The 19489-nt window shown below is 43.1% G+C and carries 15 protein-coding genes and 1 other annotated feature; of the genes, 2 read left to right on the plus strand and 13 right to left on the minus strand.

The genetic code is table 11. From position 1 onward, the window contains the following. Positions 1 to 60: 60 nt before the first annotated feature. Together mutL and mutS are read right to left on the minus strand one after the other, a co-directional pair. Entirely contained in the window at positions 61 to 1971 is a 1911-nt protein-coding gene (gene mutL, locus CL176_RS07605; RefSeq protein ID WP_118990765.1) for a DNA mismatch repair endonuclease MutL, read from the minus strand. A 1-nt stretch (position 1972) separates the two neighbouring features. Further along, positions 1973 to 4555 (minus strand): DNA mismatch repair protein MutS, encoded by a 2583-nt coding sequence (gene mutS / locus CL176_RS07610; RefSeq protein WP_420824181.1) that lies wholly within the window; start codon positions 4553 to 4555, stop codon positions 1973 to 1975. 272 nt (positions 4556 to 4827) lie between these two features. Here mutS and CL176_RS07615 point away from each other — a divergent pair, with 272 nt between their 5' ends. Beyond that, positions 4828 to 6297, plus strand: a complete 1470-nt coding sequence (locus CL176_RS07615; protein WP_162890892.1) for an FAD/NAD(P)-binding protein — start codon at positions 4828 to 4830, stop codon at positions 6295 to 6297. Positions 6298 to 6350: 53 nt separating this feature from the next. On the opposite strand, the gene CL176_RS07620 is transcribed toward CL176_RS07615, so the two are convergent. From CL176_RS07620 to CL176_RS07670, 11 genes are all read right to left on the minus strand, one after another. Then, positions 6351 to 8066 carry an ABC transporter ATP-binding protein gene (locus tag CL176_RS07620; RefSeq protein ID WP_118990767.1) on the minus strand — a complete coding sequence of 572 codons (1716 nt, stop codon included), beginning with the start codon at positions 8064 to 8066 and terminating at the stop codon, positions 6351 to 6353. Between the two features lie 68 nt (positions 8067 to 8134). Beyond that, on the minus strand, positions 8135 to 8425 hold the full coding sequence (gene rpmA / locus CL176_RS07625) for a 50S ribosomal protein L27 (RefSeq protein WP_118990768.1): 291 nt from the start codon (positions 8423 to 8425) through the stop codon (positions 8135 to 8137). Positions 8426 to 8439: 14 nt separating this feature from the next. Next, complete coding sequence (locus tag CL176_RS07630; protein WP_118990769.1) at positions 8440 to 8784, minus strand: ribosomal-processing cysteine protease Prp; 345 nt, start codon at positions 8782 to 8784, stop codon at positions 8440 to 8442. Further along, positions 8784 to 9092, minus strand: a complete 309-nt coding sequence (gene rplU, locus CL176_RS07635; RefSeq protein WP_118990770.1) for a 50S ribosomal protein L21 — start codon at positions 9090 to 9092, stop codon at positions 8784 to 8786. The genes CL176_RS07630 and rplU overlap by 1 nt, the downstream gene beginning before the upstream one ends. 39 nt (positions 9093 to 9131) lie before the next feature. Continuing rightward, positions 9132 to 9205: a sequence feature (ribosomal protein L21 leader region), on the minus strand. A gap of 103 nt (positions 9206 to 9308) precedes the next feature. After that, positions 9309 to 10868 (minus strand): ribonuclease Y, encoded by a 1560-nt coding sequence (gene rny, locus CL176_RS07640; protein WP_118990771.1) that lies wholly within the window; start codon positions 10866 to 10868, stop codon positions 9309 to 9311. Positions 10869 to 11070: 202 nt separating this feature from the next. Beyond that, positions 11071 to 12135 carry a recombinase RecA gene (gene recA, locus CL176_RS07645; protein WP_118990772.1) on the minus strand — a complete coding sequence of 355 codons (1065 nt, stop codon included), beginning with the start codon at positions 12133 to 12135 and terminating at the stop codon, positions 11071 to 11073. Between the two features lie 77 nt (positions 12136 to 12212). After that, a complete protein-coding gene (locus CL176_RS07650) occupies positions 12213 to 13478 on the minus strand; it encodes a competence/damage-inducible protein A (RefSeq protein WP_118990773.1) in 1266 nt (421 codons plus the stop codon). A gap of 159 nt (positions 13479 to 13637) precedes the next feature. Then, positions 13638 to 14219 carry a CDP-diacylglycerol--glycerol-3-phosphate 3-phosphatidyltransferase gene (gene pgsA / locus CL176_RS07655; protein ID WP_118990774.1) on the minus strand — a complete coding sequence of 194 codons (582 nt, stop codon included), beginning with the start codon at positions 14217 to 14219 and terminating at the stop codon, positions 13638 to 13640. A gap of 15 nt (positions 14220 to 14234) precedes the next feature. Next, on the minus strand, positions 14235 to 15290 hold the full coding sequence (locus tag CL176_RS07660; protein ID WP_118990775.1) for a helix-turn-helix domain-containing protein: 1056 nt from the start codon (positions 15288 to 15290) through the stop codon (positions 14235 to 14237). An 83-nt stretch (positions 15291 to 15373) separates the two neighbouring features. Then, positions 15374 to 16666: an EF-P 5-aminopentanol modification-associated protein YfmH gene (gene yfmH / locus CL176_RS07665; protein ID WP_118990776.1), complete on the minus strand. Its 1293-nt coding sequence runs from the start codon at positions 16664 to 16666 to the stop codon at positions 15374 to 15376. After that, positions 16666 to 17922: a M16 family metallopeptidase gene (locus CL176_RS07670; RefSeq protein ID WP_240430623.1), complete on the minus strand. Its 1257-nt coding sequence runs from the start codon at positions 17920 to 17922 to the stop codon at positions 16666 to 16668. Before CL176_RS07670 ends, yfmH begins: the two co-directional genes overlap by 1 nt. Positions 17923 to 18072: 150 nt before the next feature. Between CL176_RS07670 and CL176_RS07675 the strand changes: the two genes are divergently transcribed. Continuing rightward, a complete protein-coding gene (locus CL176_RS07675; protein ID WP_118990778.1) occupies positions 18073 to 19395 on the plus strand; it encodes an ISL3 family transposase in 1323 nt (440 codons plus the stop codon). Positions 19396 to 19489 lie beyond the last annotated feature (94 nt).

The raw sequence follows: 19489 nt of genomic DNA on the forward strand, positions 1-19489 counted from the left end.
ATCACAATACTTTAGTTTAGTATATCAAAAGCAAGCATCATCGGGTAGTCATTGGCTCGATTAATAACTTCGCGCATGGCTAGCATGCGGATCTTGAATACGCTTAAATAGCTTCTCTAGCGTATTGCTTGTAAATTCCACAAAAACGGGACGCCCATGCGGGCAATGATACGGATCGTCCAAGCCATCCATCGCTTGAATTAAATCAATAGCCTCTTCATTGCTTAGTCGGTGATTGGCCTTAATGGCTCCACGACAACTTTGCATAATAATCGCTGCTTCCTGGTACTCACTCACCGTTAAATTCGGCTTTTCAACAACCATTTCCACCAAGTCTCGGACGACACCCTCTACTTCAGCCGCTTCAATCCAATTGGGATAGCTTTCCATTTGCATCGTCGTTGGCCCAAAGACTTCCAAATAGACACCTAAAGCGTGCAGAGCTTCAGTTCGTTCTTCAATTTGCAGCATTTCATCTGCCGTAAAATTAAATAGCATCGGCATCAGTAACTGCTGCTGCTGAATCTCTGGCGTTTCTTTCATAAATTGTTCATAACGAATCCGCTCCTGGGCAGCATGTTGATCAATTAAGTAAAAACCACGCTCCCCTTCAGCGACTAAATAGGTGCCATGAATTTGCCCGACATACCTTAAATCCGAAAAGGCCAGCTTTTGCTCTTGTTCTGTCTCAAGCACTGGTTGTGATACTTCCTGTGCTAAGGGATCCTGGCTCATAGTAGGCTCTGCTGCAAGCTCAATAGTATCCGGTTTCTCCTTTTGGAAGGCGTTTGTATGCTCTTCAATATAAGCCGGTTGCGTAGGTAGAGGATCTTGCTCAAAGGCTTCATACCTTTGGCTTTGACCTATCTCCGGCTCACTGGCTTTAGCTGTTAAGGGCAGACTGGCTTGTTCATAGAGAGGCTCTGCTTGCAAGTCAAAGCGTGGTCCAGAGACGTCTTCAACTTCCACGCTAGGTACAGGATTGCTTACCTCTAAAGCGTCAATAACGGCCTGCTTAATTAAGTCAGCTAACTCTTCTTCTTTACTCAGTCGGACCGTCTGCTTAGTGGGATGCACATTGACATCTAGGAGTCTCGCATCCAAGTTAATATCAATGACAGCAATCGGATACCGTCCGGTCATCAATTGCCGGCCATAGGCGCGAATCAGTGTTTCATTTAAGCCATAATGCCTTACCGGCCGATGGTTAATCATTAGATGGATATATTGTTTACTTGTCCGCGTTAGCGTGGCAGGAGAGATAAAGCCTTCTATGCGGAAGTCATTATCTTCCCCTTGGATAGCCAACAAATCCCGAGCAATCGCTGGTTGATAGACATTGGCAATAGCTTGGCGCAGGTCACCCCGGCCAGCCGTTTGGAAAATCGTCTCGCCATCGTTTTTGAGGATAAAGCGAATGTGGGGATAGCCTAGGGCAATATTCTGGACGAATTGAATGCTATGACGCAGTTCCGTCCGCAAGGACTTCAAATGTTTCAACCGGGCAGGGGTATTATAAAATAAGCTCTCAACGAGAATGGATGTGCCTGGCCTGGCAGCCGCCTTACCTTGATCGGTAATGGTAGAACCTTCCACAACAATATAATGACTCGTCTCGTCTGCTGATCGTTTAGAAGTCAAGGTCACTTTCGCCACCGAACCAATACTCGCTAAGGCCTCACCGCGGAAGCCTAAGGTATGTATATTAAACAAGTCATGCACATCGTAAATTTTACTTGTAGCATGGGGTTGAAAGGCCATCTGTAAATCTTCCTCACTCATCCCTAAGCCGTCATCGGTCACCCGAATGGCTTGAATGCCTGCTTCTTTAAGTTCCACTTGGATCATCTGACTGCCCGCATCAATCGCATTCTCAACCAATTCCTTTACAACAGAAGCCGGACGTTCCACAACTTCCCCGGCTGCAATTTGATTAGCCAGTGCTTCTGGCATAATGCGTATTTGCCCCATACTAATCCTCCTTTCTATAAGTAGCTACATCTTCTTGTAGCTTGGCTAAATTTTGCATTGCTTCTAAGGGTGTCATATGGTTAATATCCAAGGCTTCAATCGCTTCTGCAATACGCTCCCAAGCTACGTCTGCCACGGGCTCCTCTGGGCTCACATCGAAAAGACTCAATTGCTGGGTATCCGTTTGCTTGATTTTCTTCGCCCTAGCTTCCAATTTATTTAAGGCAACTTGCGAGCGTTGAATCACTTCCGGCGGTAGTCCTGCTAATTTAGCGACGTGAATCCCGTAACTTTTATCGGCTGGACCGGGTAGTATTTTGTGATGGAAAATCAATTCGCCGGCCTCTTCGGTCGCTCCTACATGAATATTCCGTAACTCAGGAATGCTTGCTTCTAAATCAGTCAATTCATGGTAATGGGTAGAAAAGATCGTCGCAGCTTGCACATGCTCGCTAATGTAATGTAATATCCCTTCTGCCAGGGCCATCCCATCATAAGTGGCGGTACCTCGACCAATCTCATCGAAAAGCAATAAACTTCGCGGTGTGGCCTGCTCTAAGGCAATATTCGTCTCCATCATCTCAACCATAAAAGTACTTTGACCACTTGAAATATCATCCGAACTACCAATGCGCGTAAAGATTTGGTCAATCAAAGGCAAACTCGCCTCTTTGGCTGGCACAAAGCAACCGATTTGATTCATAATGAGACAAAAGGCGACTTGACGCATGTAAGTACTCTTACCAGACATATTCGGCCCTGTCAGTAACAGCAAATACTTATCAGGCTGGATTTGTACATCATTCGGCACAAATGCTTCTTGGCCCACAAGATGCTCAACCACAGGATGCCGGCTATCTACGAGCGTCAAGTCTTTGGCAGTCTCAACCAATTCAGCTCGGACATAATTCTCATCTTCACTCAAGGAAGCAAAAGACGCCAGGACATCTAAAGTCGCGATTTCCCGAGTCAGGTTTTGCAGTGCTTCAGTATAGTCTTTAATGAATTCACGCAATTCGATGAACAAGTCATACTCCAAGTTCACTGATTTCTCCTGCGCATCCAAAATCGTCCGTTCAATTTCCTTCAGTTCATCAGTAATGAAACGTTCCGCATTGGTTAAGGTTTGCTTACGGTGATAACGTTCTGAATCCAACTGATCCGAATACAAACGACTCACTTCGATATAATAGCCAAAGACCTTGTTATAACCAACTTTCAGCTTATTTAAGCCCGTTGCTTCACGTTCTCTAGCTTGTAAATCGGCCAGCCATTGCTGGCCATTCTCCAAAGCGTCACGGTAGGTATCTAATTGCTGATGGTAGCCGGCTTTGATCAAGTTGCCTTCCGTAATGGAAATCGGTAAGTCTTCCTGCAAGACTTGATCGATTTTATCGTATACCTCGCTAAATTCATTCAATTGTGGAAACACTACGTCACCGATAGAGGTATTCAATGCCACCAGAATTTGATTGATACGCGGAATATACGTCAAGGAGCGACGTAATTGATCTATATCTCTGGCATTGGCTGAGCCTGTACTAATCTTAGACACCAAGCGCTCCAAGTCATAAATATGCTTCAGCTGCTCTACTAATTCCACCCGTTCGAAATAATGATTCAGCAATTGCTCCACTCGGTTATGGCGCACTTCAAGGGCCCTCTGATTTAACAGCGGTTTATCTAGCCACTGCTTTAACAATCGGCCACCCATAGCTGTTTCTGTACGGTCGATAAACCATAACAAACTTCCTTGGCGACGTTGCGTTCTTAAGGATCGGGTCAATTCAAGTTGATGCTTAGCATACTGATTCATCTGCAAATATTGACTTAATTCATAACGTTCGACTTCTTGCAAATAATCCAAGGCTTGCTTTTGCACACTATATAAATAACTACTCAATAGTTCTAAACACGCTATTTCATTGCCTTGGGCCGCTTCTAACTGGAATTGAATTGGACTTGCTTCTGCTTGACTTTTCACATGTGGGGAGAAGTAAGCTGTCACTTCGTTTTTTACTTTATCAATCAGATGCGCTTCTGCCTCACTGTCAAAGACAATTTCCGTCGGGCCAACACCTTGAAGCTCATTGACAAATTGCGTCCAATCGTCACTGTGGGTGATGCGACTCTCCCCGGTTGATACATCAATAAAAGCCACAGTGTACAAGTCTTTATCTAAATGGATAGCCGCTAAGTAATTATTATCTTTCAGGGCCAAGCCTTCTTCTTCGCTAATAGTTCCTGGCGTAATAACGCGTACGACTTGCCGATCGACCATCCCCTTGGTCGTCTTAGGGTCCTCCATCTGCTCACAAATCGCAACTTTATGCCCCGCTTCAATTAGGCGTTTAATGTAATCCGTAGCTGAGTGATACGGCACCCCACACATTGGCACCGGGTCGTCTGCATTCTTATTCCGGGAAGTGAGCGTAATTTCCAAGATTTTGGATGCTTCAATCGCATCTTCATTGAACAGCTCATAAAAATCCCCTAATCGGTAGAATAGAAATGCATCAGAGTATTCAGCTTTTATTCTCGTATATTGTTCCATCATGGGCGTTTGTTTCTTTGCTTTAGCCACTAGGGAAATCCTCCTTATCTTTCTTACTTCGTACCTTCTATTGTATCAATCCTCAAGCATTTTGCCAAAAGAAGTTATTTACAAAAAAACTTTGCAATAGACAATGATTCTTCTTAGCCTTTGAAATTACTAGCTGCTTAAAATCTATCTTGTCGGCATCATTATTGCTTGGTCAGATTTAGAGGTGGCTTGAAATGGCCAGCTAGCTTAGACCCCACTAGCGATATTAGTTCATTCGTGGCACTTTTTAGCGTATAATGAAAAGGAATTCATTGAAAGGATTGATTGCTATCGAACGGATCGCTATTATCGGCATGGGAATTAGTGGGACAGCTACCTTGACCGCCTATTGGAAACTCCAACAAGCTGGTCAATTGCCTGATGTATCCATTGACTACTATGACAGTTTAGAGAATATGGGCTGTGGCCCCTCATTCAATAAAGATTCCGAACATGCCCTGTTAAATACACGCACTAATGAAATTGGCTTTGACTATGAAAATCAAGAGGACTTCCAACGATGGGTTGAAGAGAATTATCATTCCCAAGCAGCTTATGTGCCCAGACAATGGTTTGGTGAATATTTACAAGAACGCCTTAAATCGATGACCGAGCAACTCAAAGCAAAAAGCATAGCTGCCCATGTTGAAAGCTTATGCTATTTACCCGAGAGGAAGCAGTGGCGGGTGCAAGTAACTAGTGCTGAGCCAGTCTATTATGACCGCGTCCATTTGTGCACGGGAGATTTGCCTAAGATGGATTTCTATGAATTAAAGGATACGCCTGGCTATGTGCATGACCCTTACCCTCTCAGGGAATTGCCCCAAGAGATCACTTCCCAAACTAGTGTAGTTATTATTGGCACCAGTCTGTCAGCTTTGGATGTCCTTAAATACTTACAAGAAGTCCGGGAATTATCCTTGATTCATATCTTCTCAAGGCGCAATCAATTTCCAATCATCAATCCGACCCCTCAAGCGATTACTTTTAAATATTTGACTGAGGCCACCTTCCAGTCATATTTAACAGATTATCACGGTCATTTAACCTATGACCAATTACTCACTTGGATTCGCCAAGAATGCCAACGCTTTGCGATTGATTTCGACGAGACGATTCAAGACGTGCTTGAAAGTGGCACAGGGCCTTTGCGTGCATCACTTCAACAACGAGATTTCTATGGTTATCTCGAAGCCATTGCCATGGAGCTGACGCGTATTCTAAACCACCACTGGCACACCCTATCCATCCAAGACCAGGATCGTTTCCTAGATACCTATGACCAGGCCCTCTCGCTTATCAAAGCTGGCATACCGGACTCCTCTGCCCAGGCCATTATCCAAGGAGAAGACGATGGACAACTGCTTATTCTGCCCGATGTTACTGATCTTCGCTACGATGAGACAAGCGAAATCTACCAAATCATCCAAGATGGTGGCAAGGTGTTAGCTGAAGTGGACTGGGTCATTAATGCTACCGGACTCGATTTACATATGCGCGATTTAGACGCTAAGGATTTGCTTGCCCAAGCCCTTAATCAGGCTTATATTGAACGGCATCATGCAGGAGGACTCACAATGCATGTACCAAATAAGCACATCATCTCGCCTCGATTTGGTGACCTTGAGAATTTACACCCCCATGGCATGTTAACGCACGGCGCCCTGTATCACATCAATTCCGTATACAGTATTCAAAGATATGCCCATGAATTAGTACAAGCCCTATATGTAAATGCGTAAACTCTACTAAAGCAAACAAGCCTCTAGGAACAAACCTAGAGACTTGTTTTTTGTTATTTGCTAAATTGGCTGCGATATAAACTTGCATAAGTTCCATCCAGTGCCATCAACGCTTCATGATTCCCGTCTTCAGTTATACCTTCTGGCGTAACCACAATAATGCGATCTGCATGACGAACCGTCGCCAAACGGTGGGCAATGACTAAAGACGTCCGCCCAACCGCCAATTCATCGAGCGATTGCTGGATAAAGCGCTCTGTTGCTGAATCTAGGGCACTTGTCGCTTCGTCTAAGATAAGTATGGTAGGGTTTTTCAAGAAGATCCGTGCAATGGATAGACGTTGTTTCTGACCACCTGAAAGGCTGACACCACGTTCGCCAATTTGTGTATCTAAGCCATGGGGAAGGTTGCCAATTACTTCTTCCAAACGAGCTGCACGAATTGCTGCTTCAACTTCCGCATCACTAGCATTTAAATTACCGTATAATACATTCTCACGGATGGTCCCATCAAATAAGAAGACATCTTGTTGGACGATTCCGATTTGCTGGCGCAAGGAACTCAGGGTCATATCTTGAATATTAATACCATCAATTCGAATGGTCCCTGCAGTTGGCTCATAGAAACGCGGGAGTAAATTAACAAGCGTTGTCTTGCCGGCTCCACTTGGACCAACAAAGGCCACTGTTTGCCCTGGTTGAATTTCTAATGATACGTCCTCAAGCACCGGTTGGCCCGATTCATAGGCAAAGCTTACCTGATCATATTGGATATGCCCTGCAAAGTTAGGGGCTTCAATCGCATCGGGCTTGTCGACAATTTCTGCTTGCCGACTAAGCTCCTCTTGGAAACGCAAGAAACCGGCATAGCCCTTAGGATAAATCTCCAGCATCGTATTGATTTTCTCAATCGGTCGAACAAAGGTATTCGACAGTAGAATGTAGCCCACCAATTCACCAATAGTCAGATGACCTTGAATCGTATAGTAAGACCCTGCCAAAAAGGCAAAAAGATTAATCAGGCGCATAATCAAGTAATTCACTGAACTACTTTGAGCCATCGACTGGTAAAATGCAATCTTGGCATTGCGATATCCATTAATATAGCCTTCAAATTTCTCCTGCTCATGGGCTTCATTCGCAAAAGCTTTCACAACGCGCATCCCACTAATGGAATTTTGAATGCCGGTATTAAAGTAAGCTAAGTTTTCGTTAATGCCTTGATTGACTTTAATCATTCGCCGGCTAAAGAAAGCTAAAGCAAGCCCTAGAACTGGCACTAAGGAAACTGTCATTAAGGCTAATTTCACATGCACATTGGCCATCAATAGGAAAGACCCTACCAAGGTCATTACTGTGATAAAGATGTCCTCAGGGCCATGATGGGCTAGTTCACTTACTTCAAACAAATCGCTAGTAATCCGGCTCATCAACTCACCTGTCTTACGTTTATCATAATAAGCATAAGACTGCTTTTGATAGTGGGCGAAAAGCTCCCGCCGCATATCCGTTTCAATATTGATTCCCAAGCGATGCCCTAAGGCAACCACCACATAATTCATTGCGGTACTAAATAAATAAAGTGCAAGTAATAGCATCGAGAAAAGCAAAATAGCTCGCACATTTCCACTCGGCAAAACCTGGTCAATAACCCGATTGACAGCAATCGGAAAGAATAAATCCAGAATACCGACTAAAACCGCACAGCCAAAATCAATCATAAATAACCGCCAATAAGGACGATAATAAGCCAAAAATTTCTTAAGCATCCGTTCCCCTTCTAAGCACGAGAGGGGTCTACTATAAATATAGTAAACCCCTCTTCATACAAATATTATTATGCTTCTTGCGCAACTGGGTAAACACTTACTTGTTTCTTGTTGCGACCTTTGCGCTCAAATCTTACAACGCCATCACATAAAGCAAACAAAGTATCGTCGCCACCACGGCCAACGTTGTTACCAGCATGGATTTTCGTACCACGTTGGCGGTAGATAATTGATCCACCGTGAATCATTTCACCGTCTGCTGCTTTAGCACCTAGACGTTTAGCAATTGAATCACGACCGTTTTGAGTGGAACCTCCACCCTTTTTCGTAGCGAAAAGTTGTAAGTTTAATTTCAACATATTCAGCACCTCCATTATTTTGTACTGGGTTTATCTTGGACATGAACAAATTCTGGATAACTTTCACTAATGACATCAAAGGCTAGATGCAAGTGCTGCATAAGTAAGTGCGCTGCTTCTAAGGGCTTCCCTTCTAATTTGGGCATCCTTAATTTCAGATAGCCTCCTTCGATTTCATTAACTTCCGTTTCGACAGGAATACCAAGCAAAGCCTGAAGTGAGTTCTCAACGGAAATCACCTGGCTTGATACAGCGGCACACACAATATCATAACCATGTTCGCCATATCCAGCGTGACCTGTCATCTCTAGGGTTTCTACGTAACCTTCTTTATCCAGCGTAAACTTAATATCAATCATTAAGCGTTGATTGAATTAATTGTTAAACGTGTATATGGTTGACGGTGACCTTGTTTGCGATGAGAGTCTTTACGACGACGGTAGCGGTAGATTGTGATTTTCTTGCCACGACCTTGTTTTTCAACTGTCGCTTCAACTGTCGCACCTTCAACTAAAGGTGTACCCACTTTAGTGTTCTCGCCACCAACAAAGACTACTTGATCAAATGTAACCGTTTCGCCTTCTTGAGCATCTAATTTCTCTACGTAAATTGTTTGCCCTTCTTCAACTTTAACTTGTTTACCACCGGTTTGAATAATTGCGTACATACCAGCACCTCCTAAATATTATTTCGGAATTCAAAGAATCCCTACACCGAGACTCGCCATGTTGAGCGGTTTATTAAACACTTAAGCTTCAACCTGTGCGGTTGCAGTTTGCGGTGCACAAATACAACATGAGTATCATAGCAAATTCTGCCCCCAGCGTCAATCATTATTTCCCAAAAAAGAACAAGCAGCTCACGCCACTTGCTCATTTAACGATTATTTAGCGACCTCAATAGCTCGCATTTCGCGTATTACCGTTACTTTTACGTTACCCGGATAGGTCATTTCAGATTCGACTTGAGATTTAATATCGTAAGCTAATTTAGCTGACTGCGCATCATTCACTTCATTCGGCTTGACAATCACTCGTAATTCTCGTCCTGCTTGAATTGCGTAGCTATGGTCAACTCCTTGGTAAGCGTTGGCAATCTCTTCTAATTGCTCAAGTCGGCGAACATAATTCTCCAGAGACTCACTTCTTGCGCCTGGTCTAGAAGCAGATAAAGCATCTGCCACAGCCACTAAGACTGCAATATTCGAAGTTGGTGGCGTATCGCCGTGGTGTGACGCAATACTATTGATAACCACTTCCGGTTCTTTATAGCGTTTCGCAATCTCCACGCCAATCTCAACATGCGTTCCTTCAACTTCCTGATCAAGTGCCTTGCCAATATCGTGAAAGAGTCCTGCACGTTTAGCCAGTTGAACATCCTCGCCTAATTCTCCTGCGAGATAACCGGTCAACTTCGCCACTTCAACACTATGATTTAGCACATTCTGACCATAACTAGTTCGGTAAGCTAAGCGACCGATAATCTTAATTAAATCAGGATGTACTTGGTGCAAGCCTAATTCAAAGGTTGCTTCCTCACCCACTTCACGAATCCGTTCATCCACTTCTTTGCGTGCTCTTTCAACCATTTCTTCAATGCGACCAGGATGAATGCGTCCGTCTTGAATTAATTTCTCAAGGGCAATCTTAGCAATTTCTCTACGAATTGGATCAAAACCACTTAGCAACACTGTATCTGGGGTATCATCAATAATTAAATCAATCCCTGTTAAACTCTCAAAAGATTTGATATTACGGCCTTCTCGACCAATAATGCGCCCTTTCATATCATCATTAGGTAGATGAACAACGCTGACCGAGTTGTCTGCAACAATATCTGTCGAAGTGCGTTGAATCGCCTGCAAGATAATTTCCTTAGCTGTGCGCGTAGACTCATCTTTAATTTGCTGCTCAGCATCCCGAACCCGTATCGCAATATCTTGCTCTAATTCTTGTTCGGTTTGCGCTAAAATTAAATTCTGAGCCTCATCCCGTGACATAGCAGCCACTTTCTCTAATTCACTCTGCTGCTGTTCAATGAGCGTATCGATATCCTTTTCCTTCTCAACAAGTTCTGCTTGCTTTTGAAGATACGTCTCTTCCTTCGCTTCAATATTCAACTCTCTTTGGTCAAGTGTCGCACTTTTCTGATCGAGACTTGCTTCTTTCTGTATTAAGCGATTTTCTGAACGGGTTATCTCGCTACGACGCTCTTTCAGCTCTTCTTCGACCTCATTGCGATAGCGTAAATTTTCTTCTTTGGCTTCAAATAAAGCTTCTCGTTTAAGCGTTTGTGCTTGACGAATCGCATCATCAACAATCACTTCTGCATTCGCATTCGCATCATTCATTTGCTTCTTGTCGATCGAGTTCTTTACTAGAAAGCCGACGATTATTCCAATTATTAAAGTAACGATAGCGAAGGCGATTGTTCCAAAATCCATAAGAGTCACCTCCGTATCTATTAAATTAATTGAGTAGTTACTTTATCATTCAAAAATTAAATAATGTATTACTACATCCTCTATCATACTTTTTTTACAAGCTGAAGTCAATCAATCTGGGTGGTTCATCCTCAGCCCAAAAAGGCTTGTACTTAGACCCTTTCAGTCCAAATACAAGCCATTGCTTAAAATATACCGATTATTACGCTTCGTCTAAGGGTAATTCAGTTGTTTCTGCGACTTCGACTTCATCCCTTACTTCAGTCTCATCGGAAGCCTCTAAGCCGTAATGGGCTCGTACTTTCCGCTCAACTTCTGCATAAATGTCGGGATTTTCTTCGAGGAAAGTTTTCGCACTTTCGCGCCCTTGACCAATGCGCTCTTCCCCATAGGAATACCAAGAACCCGCCTTATGAATCACATCAATATCTGCGGCCATATCAACCAGTTCTCCCGTTTGATTAATGCCTTGGCCGTAAATGATGTCCACCATTGTTTCTTTAAATGGCGGTGCTACTTTATTCTTTACAATTTTAATGCGGGTACGGTTCCCAATAAGCTCCCCGTTCTCTTTAATCGGCTCATTGCGGCGAACTTCCATCCGAATAGTTGAATAGAACTTCAAAGCACGTCCACCAGGAGTCGTCTCAGGGTTGCCAAACATGACGCCGATTTTCTCGCGAATTTGGTTAATAAAGAAGCAAATTGTCTTCGTCTTATTGACAGAGCCTGATAATTTCCGCAAGGCCTGTGACATTAACCGGGCTTGTAAGCCAACGTGGGTATCCCCCATTTCCCCTTCGATTTCCGCACGCGGCACGAGCGCAGCCACTGAGTCAATGACCACAATATCAATCGCCCCTGAGGAAACTAATGCATCGGCAATCTCCAAGCCTTGTTCACCCGTATCTGGTTGCGATAAAAGTAATTCATCGATATTTACACCCAGATTTCTAGCATAAGCCGGGTCTAAGGCATGTTCAGCATCGATAAAAGCGGCTGTCCCACCTTGCTTTTGCACCGCCGCAATCGCATGCAAGGCAACGGTTGTCTTACCAGATGATTCTGGTCCGTAACACTCAATAATGCGCCCTCTTGGATATCCGCCTACACCTAAGGCAACATCCAAGGCAATGGAACCCGTTGGGACTGTGTCAATTTCTCGGTCAGTATCTTCTCCCATACGCATAATTGCGCCTTTACCGAAGTTCTTTTCAATATCTTTCAGAGCCTTGTCTAAGGCTTTCTGACGATCTGTATCTACCATGTGCATTCCTCCCTAATCTTTCGTCATAATTGTACACTGTCGCGTCGGAAAAAGCAAGAAAAAGACGAACTTTTGTTCTAAACATTCTGGTCAAGCCATTGCTTAACCATGGATAGTGCTTCTGATTTAGCTATATCCCGCACCACACCTCGCGGTCGGTGACGGATATCCAATTGCTTGACTTGGATAGCTTGATCTTTAACAGCTAAGGCGATAAATACCGTCCCTGCTCTGCGGCCATCTAAACTATCGGGACCGGCAACACCGGTTAAAGCCAAACTCAAATCCGTACCCGTCTTTGCCAAAGTTGCTTCAGCCATCGCCTTAGCAACAGCTTCACTGACAACCGAATGCTCTTGGATAAAGCTTGAATCAATACCTAATAAAGTTGTCTTTGATTCAGTTTGGTAAGTGACAAAACCACCGGTAAGAACTTCTGATGAGCCGGGAACTTCCGTTAAAGCTTCCATAACTAAACCGCCCGTCAAGCTTTCGGCTGCACTTAAACGTAAGTTAGCAGCTTTCATCTGCTCAACCACGTAATGTTCAAGGGAATAATGCTCCCCATAGCCTAAGAAATATGGAGCTAAGCGCTCGATTATCTGCTCTGCTAAAGCTTGATTGGCTGCCATCGCCTCATTATAGGTTGGGTAAGATGCCGTAATGCGTACCGTCACCCTTCTGGGTTGCGCATAAATCGCAATCGTTGGATTGGTTTGTTCAACAATCAAATCATCCAAGATTTCAGCTACTTTTGCCTCACCAATTCGGTAGAAATTCACATAGAGGGACTCGATCACGTGATCTTGGTAAATTTCTTTCGTAAGGTAAGGTAGTAAATAATGGTGCAACATATGTCGCATTTCAAAGGGTGGCCCAGGCAACACAATAAAGTATTGTTGTTGTCCATTGTCAAGGTCCTTGCGGTAAACACTCCCACATGCCAAGCCCACTTCATTAAAGAAGGTCTCCCCTTCTTTAAAAGTCAGAGCTTGGAAGTAATCCGTTTCGGTAATTCCTCCCTCTCTTGTCTTAAAGTAGTCTTTGATTTTATCGAGTTGCCCTTGATCGGCTACCAATTCTTGGCCTAAGTATTCACCAAGCATTTGCTTGGTAATATCATCGCGAGTAGGACCTAAGCCGCCTGATACGATAATAATATCCGACCGACTACCGGCTAAAGCGAAGGCCTCTTTCATACGTTCTGGGTTATCGCCAATAACTTGTTGGTAATATGTCCCCAATCCAATGCCTAGCAAGGCTTGGGCAATGTCTTGTGAGTTCGTATTAACAATATGCCCCATCAATATTTCTGTTCCGACTGCAATAATTTCTGTTTTCATATTTTGCCCCTCTCTTATATATACTCATTTCAGACCCGAAAACCATCTTGAATTTTCTGTGAATTTTAAAAAATTCAACAGTAGACGTCTACTGCTGAATTTCCTAGAAAGCCAAATTTGTCCTAGTCTCCTCACTAAGCTCAACACATGAGTCACTACCTACTTCGGTCCATCAAATACGAAGTGACCTTGGTAGAAATAATCTATGCCAGAATAAATTGTAAAGAATAAGCAAATATAAAGTAGAATATTTGCCGGAGAATAGCCAAATAAACGAAGTCCAAAGTCGTTAAATAAATAGCAAATAATCGCTAACATTTGTGTGACCGTCTTGATTTTACCGGGCATGGCGGCTACCATCACCTTGCCATTAGCTCTGGCAAGGAGAACCCTTAGTCCGGTGACTAATAATTCTCGGCTCACAATAATGATAACAACCCAGCTGGGTGCCCAGCCTTTCTCGACTATTACGATTAAGGCTGCAATGACTAGCAATTTATCAGCCATCGGATCGAAGAACTCGCCAAAAGCGGTCACTAAATTATGCTTACGAGCAAGATAACCATCTAAGTAATCGGTAAAACTTGCCCCAATAAAGATTAAGCCTGCCAGCAATTGGGACACCGGCAGAGAACCCGTTGCAAGTTTTATCGCCCCCCAGGAGAAGTTCCCTAGCATTAACACAAGGAATACAGGAATTAAAAGCATCCGAAAGACGGTTAATTTGTTAGCGATATTCATTTAAATGCCCCTCTCTTAATAATTCGGTGCATAAACTGCTGGGCCTTGGTAGCCAGTGTACTCTTCCTGGCTAGATGTTGCTTCCGTTTGATTACTATTTGTATCATCTTCTGGAATATTCAAATCGATGGTCTCATTTGAAGATGACTCATCTTGTTCACTTGCTGGCTGGTCGGCAGCGATAAATAAGATGCTATCTTGAATATAAGGGTCTGGTGACTCTACTTTCTCCCCGTTAACATAGATATCGGCCCCTTCTGGATATCCTAAACGGATACGTACTTGGGATACGCCTGAACTAGCTTTATGTTCTAAGGTGTCGTCCGCACTCATCGTAGTGTCTACAACCATCATATCATCCTCAACGATACCAACCCAAACATAAGCATTTCCTCTTACTTCAAATTCGTAAGCACTGAAAGGTCCATTCAATTGATAAGCTGTTTCGCCGGTTTCGGCCGTTACTCGCGTTAGTACAGCGTCACCTACTTGAATGTCATTCTCTCCTAAAGCAGGCTGATTTTCTTGTGAAGTGCTTGCTTCACTTAAAGATTCTTTCGAACTTTCTGAGGCAACCGATTCAGGTTCTAAGACACTTACGATACTTGGGGTTCTTTCCTCAAGGTTGGCTTCTTGCTCATTGGCTTGATTAATCCGATTAATGGCAAGGATCAGCATAATCATAATCATAATAATGGCCAATACTAATAGGAAGAGTGGCGCATAACCCATCAGAATTTCTAAATTGCTCTTCTCATCACTTCTAAATCGCTCTTTGCGTGAAGGTAAATCTGAGGGGGTTTCTTGCGGCTGAGTCTCCTTTGCCTGCTCAGCATTCTCCTTTAATTCGGCTTCATATTCTTCAAGCAAATCACTTCCATTCAAGCCCACCATATCAGCATATTGCTTGATAAAAGCTCGCACATAGAAATCGCCGGGCATCTCTTCATAATTGCCCTCTTCAATTGCTTGCAAGTATTTCTTTTGTATTTTGGTCATTTGTTGCAAGGTATTTAAGGTATAGCCCCGTTCAATCCGGGCTTCTCGCAATTTTGATCCTAACTCACTCATCGCTTCATAGCTCCTTTGCACTATAAATTACTGAGAACCATTATAGCATAATTCCAGACGGTTTATCGATGTTTTGATTGTTTTTATGACTTTTTGGGCTGAAGTGTCACACTCGTCCATGAAGCTGCTTGGATGTATTGCTCACCGTAAGCTAGCACCTCATCAAAGCTAATCTCTTTAAGAAGGCTTAAAGAAGCCAATACATCATAATGATTAAGCGCCCCATCGGTCAAATTATAGGCGATGCCTTCTAAGGAATTCAATAGTTGCAAGTGATCGCCAATCGTACCACGAACAACTTGTGCAAAGGCTTCTCGGGTGAAATGCGCTGAATGTTGCCACTGACTTAAGTGTGATTGCCAGGCTTTAAGGGTAGCTTCTGCATCCATGGATGTCGTATACATTAATAAATGATGCGTATGGGGCTCCATTTCAATATTAAAGCCGAAATTGGCATCAATGATTGCATCGTTAAGCCACGCTTGGAAGGTTGGTGAACTTGGCCCCATCAGCAATTCTAAGAAGATATCGCTCACAAGTTCTAAGCGCAAACGGTCTTGGCCAGAAGGCAGACTTTCAGCATCCATACGCAAGCCAGCAAATACAAACGGTTGAGCAACAGCCATTTCAATGTGACTTGGAGGAAGTGGTGGGGCTTCAATCGGGTCAAAGACCCCTTCAAATGGCGTTGGCTGAAAGGTTTTGCCTGCTTGATTGTGAGCAATCAGTTCCATAGTCGCTTCCGGGTCTACCTGCCCTACAATGACCAGAACCATCTGGCTCGGATGATAGAAAGTGTCGTAAGCTAATTTCAATGCTTCGTACGTAGTAGCATTAACTGATTCAACACTGCCTGTAATATCCATGCCTGCGGGGTGGTTGGGATATAGATGTTCCATCAAAGCTTGAAGACCACGGCTGATCGGCTGATCTAAATACATCAAGATTTCTTGCGTAATAATTCCTTTTTCCTTTGCGACACCTTCTGGGGTGAAGGCAGGATTTTGTACAAAGTCTAGGAGAATTTCAATGTTCTGTGAAATATCAAACGACCCATCAAATAAATAACTAGTCTGATGATTATTGGTAAATGCATTCGCATTAGCCCCTTGATGCATGAATAGTTGGAAGGCATCCTCACCGTCTGGACCTTCAAAGAGTTTATGTTCTAGAAAATGAGCTGCCCCGGCGGGGATTTCGTGTAGTTCTTGGGTATCACGGTTGCGAATTTTCTGGATATTCGAGCCGAAATGCGTTGTAAAAATACCATACACCTTATGGTAATCGGCTTTTGGCAAGATAAGCACTTGCAAGCCATTGGGTAACGTCTTTGAGTAAAGTGTCTCTTGGATCAAATCATACTGCTTACGTTGCATTAAGCCTCACCTCCTTTTAAGAAATATGCCCCTAATAGCGTCAAATCTAATAAAACTTGCCGCACTTCAGCTTCTGTGAGTGCTTGCAAATTCGCCTCATAAGTTGCTAAAGAATAATCACTAGCTGGATTCATCCAATCCAGAAATACTAATTCTAATTCAAACCACTGATAATCCTGAGCCTGAACCCGATTACTTAGGATAGTTAACTTCACCTCTTGGAAGTATGCCGGATTAATCGGTGTTTGAGCAACTTTGTGTAACTCATCGAATACTTTCTCATACACCTCTTTGCCTTTAGTCGAATCAATCCCGGCTTGAACAATCATCAGCTCCCGGTAAACATCTAAAGTCGAATGAATGGAATATGCCAAACTATCACGTTCCCGAATATTCATAAATAAAGCCGAAGAGGGCAATTGCCCGAAAATCGCATTCGCCACATTCGCTTTTAATCGCTCCCGATCGTCTACACCATAATTTGTAGCCAAAGCCATGGCTAAATTCCCTTGATTGGCTTCAATGACTTCATCTTGGAAAGCAATTGCCTGTGGCTTAATTGCAAGCCTTAAGTCTTGATAGCTATATACCACCGGACACGCCCTGAACGCTAGGCTATTCAACCATGTCTCAAGTTGAGCTTCACTTAAACGCCCATGTGCTACACAGACAATTTGAGCCTTTTGCAGTAACTTATCATAGACTCTTTGTAAATCTTCTAAAGTTAGCGAATCCAATAAGGCCTCATCCCCATAAGCACCTAAATAAGCCTCTGGTGAGCCTTGGTAGAGGTGTTCCTTTAGTTTACGGGCTGCTAATTGCTTCTTATTATCTTGGCGACGCTTCAATTGGCGCGCAAGTTGTTCTTTCTCCAGAGCAAATCGAGCTTGCATCACTTCATCGCTTGCATCAAAGGCTTGATTGAGGACTAAATCAGCTAACAGGTCAAGCCAACTATGCATCAGACCATCCTCAGGCAAGAACTGATCTGCTAACATTTGCGAATTTAAGGTGAATTCATAATAATCCGCCCGCCGGCGTCCTCCCACGCTTAAGCTAGCCCCATATAAATCAGCTAAAGCTTGTTCCAGTTGACTACGGTTGCCAATGGCCTTTGAACCAGCTTCAAACATGCGTGCCAGTAGGGTTAATTGAATCGCCTCTTTCGAATCATAAGGCATAATAAACTTCAGTGATAGCGCGTTGGTTTTATATTTCGACGATGGTTCCACTAATAAATGGATACCTGACTTCATTTCTTTCAATCCTAAACTCCTGTCTAAGGAAAACTTATGGTTCTAAAATAAATACGGTTGATGGAAATTTCTCGACCGTTTTTAAGTGCAAAAAACGCAGATGTTCTTTAATATTAAAGTTGACCCAATAATAAAGGAGAACATCTACGTATGAATCATTTTATCGAAAAAACCTTCCAATTAAAAGACAAAAACATTGAAATCGATATGGATTATTGTGAAGAGATAGAATTCAAAGGGCGAACATCGCTCTTTTATCGAGGAACATTGGCATATAAACCGGAGGCTTGTCCTCATTGTGGCATTGCCAATAATGATTATGTCATTGTCAGTAATGGAAAACGCTCCTCTCGTCTGACATTAACAGCCAAATCAGGCTTACCTGCTTACTTAATCCTAGCTAAGCAACGCTTTTTATGCAAAGCCTGTGGGCGGTCATTTACAGCGAAGACATCCATCGTTAATCCTGACTGCTATATTACTAATCAAGTCAAACAACAGATTATGGACCGCGCCACAAGAGTCACTTGTGAAACAGATATCGCCAAAGATACCTTTGTATCACCGAATACAGTCCGACGGGTGATTCATGAAACTGCTCGAGCTATTCGAATACGGTCCACTGAACAGTTGCCTGAGCATCTATCCTTTGATGAATTTAAAAGCGTTAAGTCGGTTAAAGCAGCGATGAGCTTCATCTGTTGTGATACACTGTCACATAAAATCGTAGATGTGGTCGAAGACAGAAAAACACACTCACTCAGTGCTTATTTCTCAAGGTTTAGTCGCCAAGCACGTTACCAAGTTCAAACCATTACGATAGATATGTACGAACCATACATGCACCTGGCAAAGCGATGGTTTCCAAATGCAAAGATTATTCTTGATCCGTTCCATTTAATTCAAGCCTTAAATCGCGAATTAGATCGGACACGAATTCGTTACATGAACGAGGTTCGTTATAAAGATTCAAGACTCTATAATAAACTTAAGCGTTATTGGAAATTAATACTCAAACCAAAAAGCGACTTAATGTCTACTGAATACCATCGCTTCCCACTGTTTGATTGGTTAACCAATACTCGTAGCATTGTGGACTATCTCATTCAGCACGACGACGTCTTGAAGGATACCTATCAAATGGTGCATCAATTGGGCGATGCCTTAAGGGATAGGAACTGGCAACGATATCAAGAGATTTTGGCACAAAGCCGGTCCATGACACTTTCAAAAGGCTTAAGGCGTGTATTAAGGACGTTCAGAAAGTATGGGGAATATATCCATAACACACTCACACATGCAGGCCTTAGTAATGGTCCTATCGAAGGGATTAATAATAAGATTAAACTACTCAAACGCAATGGTTATGGTTACAGAAACTTCAGTCATTTTAGAGACAGAATATTACTCATGTGCCGACTTTATGAACCTAAGAACAAAGAAAAAGATCAAGCAACAAATTTAGTCGCTTGACCTTAAATTTACTCATCAACCCTATTTGACAAAGAGCCAAACTTATCTACGTTTCCAATTCCTTTACTCCATTAAAAAAGTGCAGCCACACGAG

This window comes from Suicoccus acidiformans (assembly GCF_003546865.1).
GTDB lineage: Bacteria > Bacillota > Bacilli > Lactobacillales > Aerococcaceae > Suicoccus > Suicoccus acidiformans.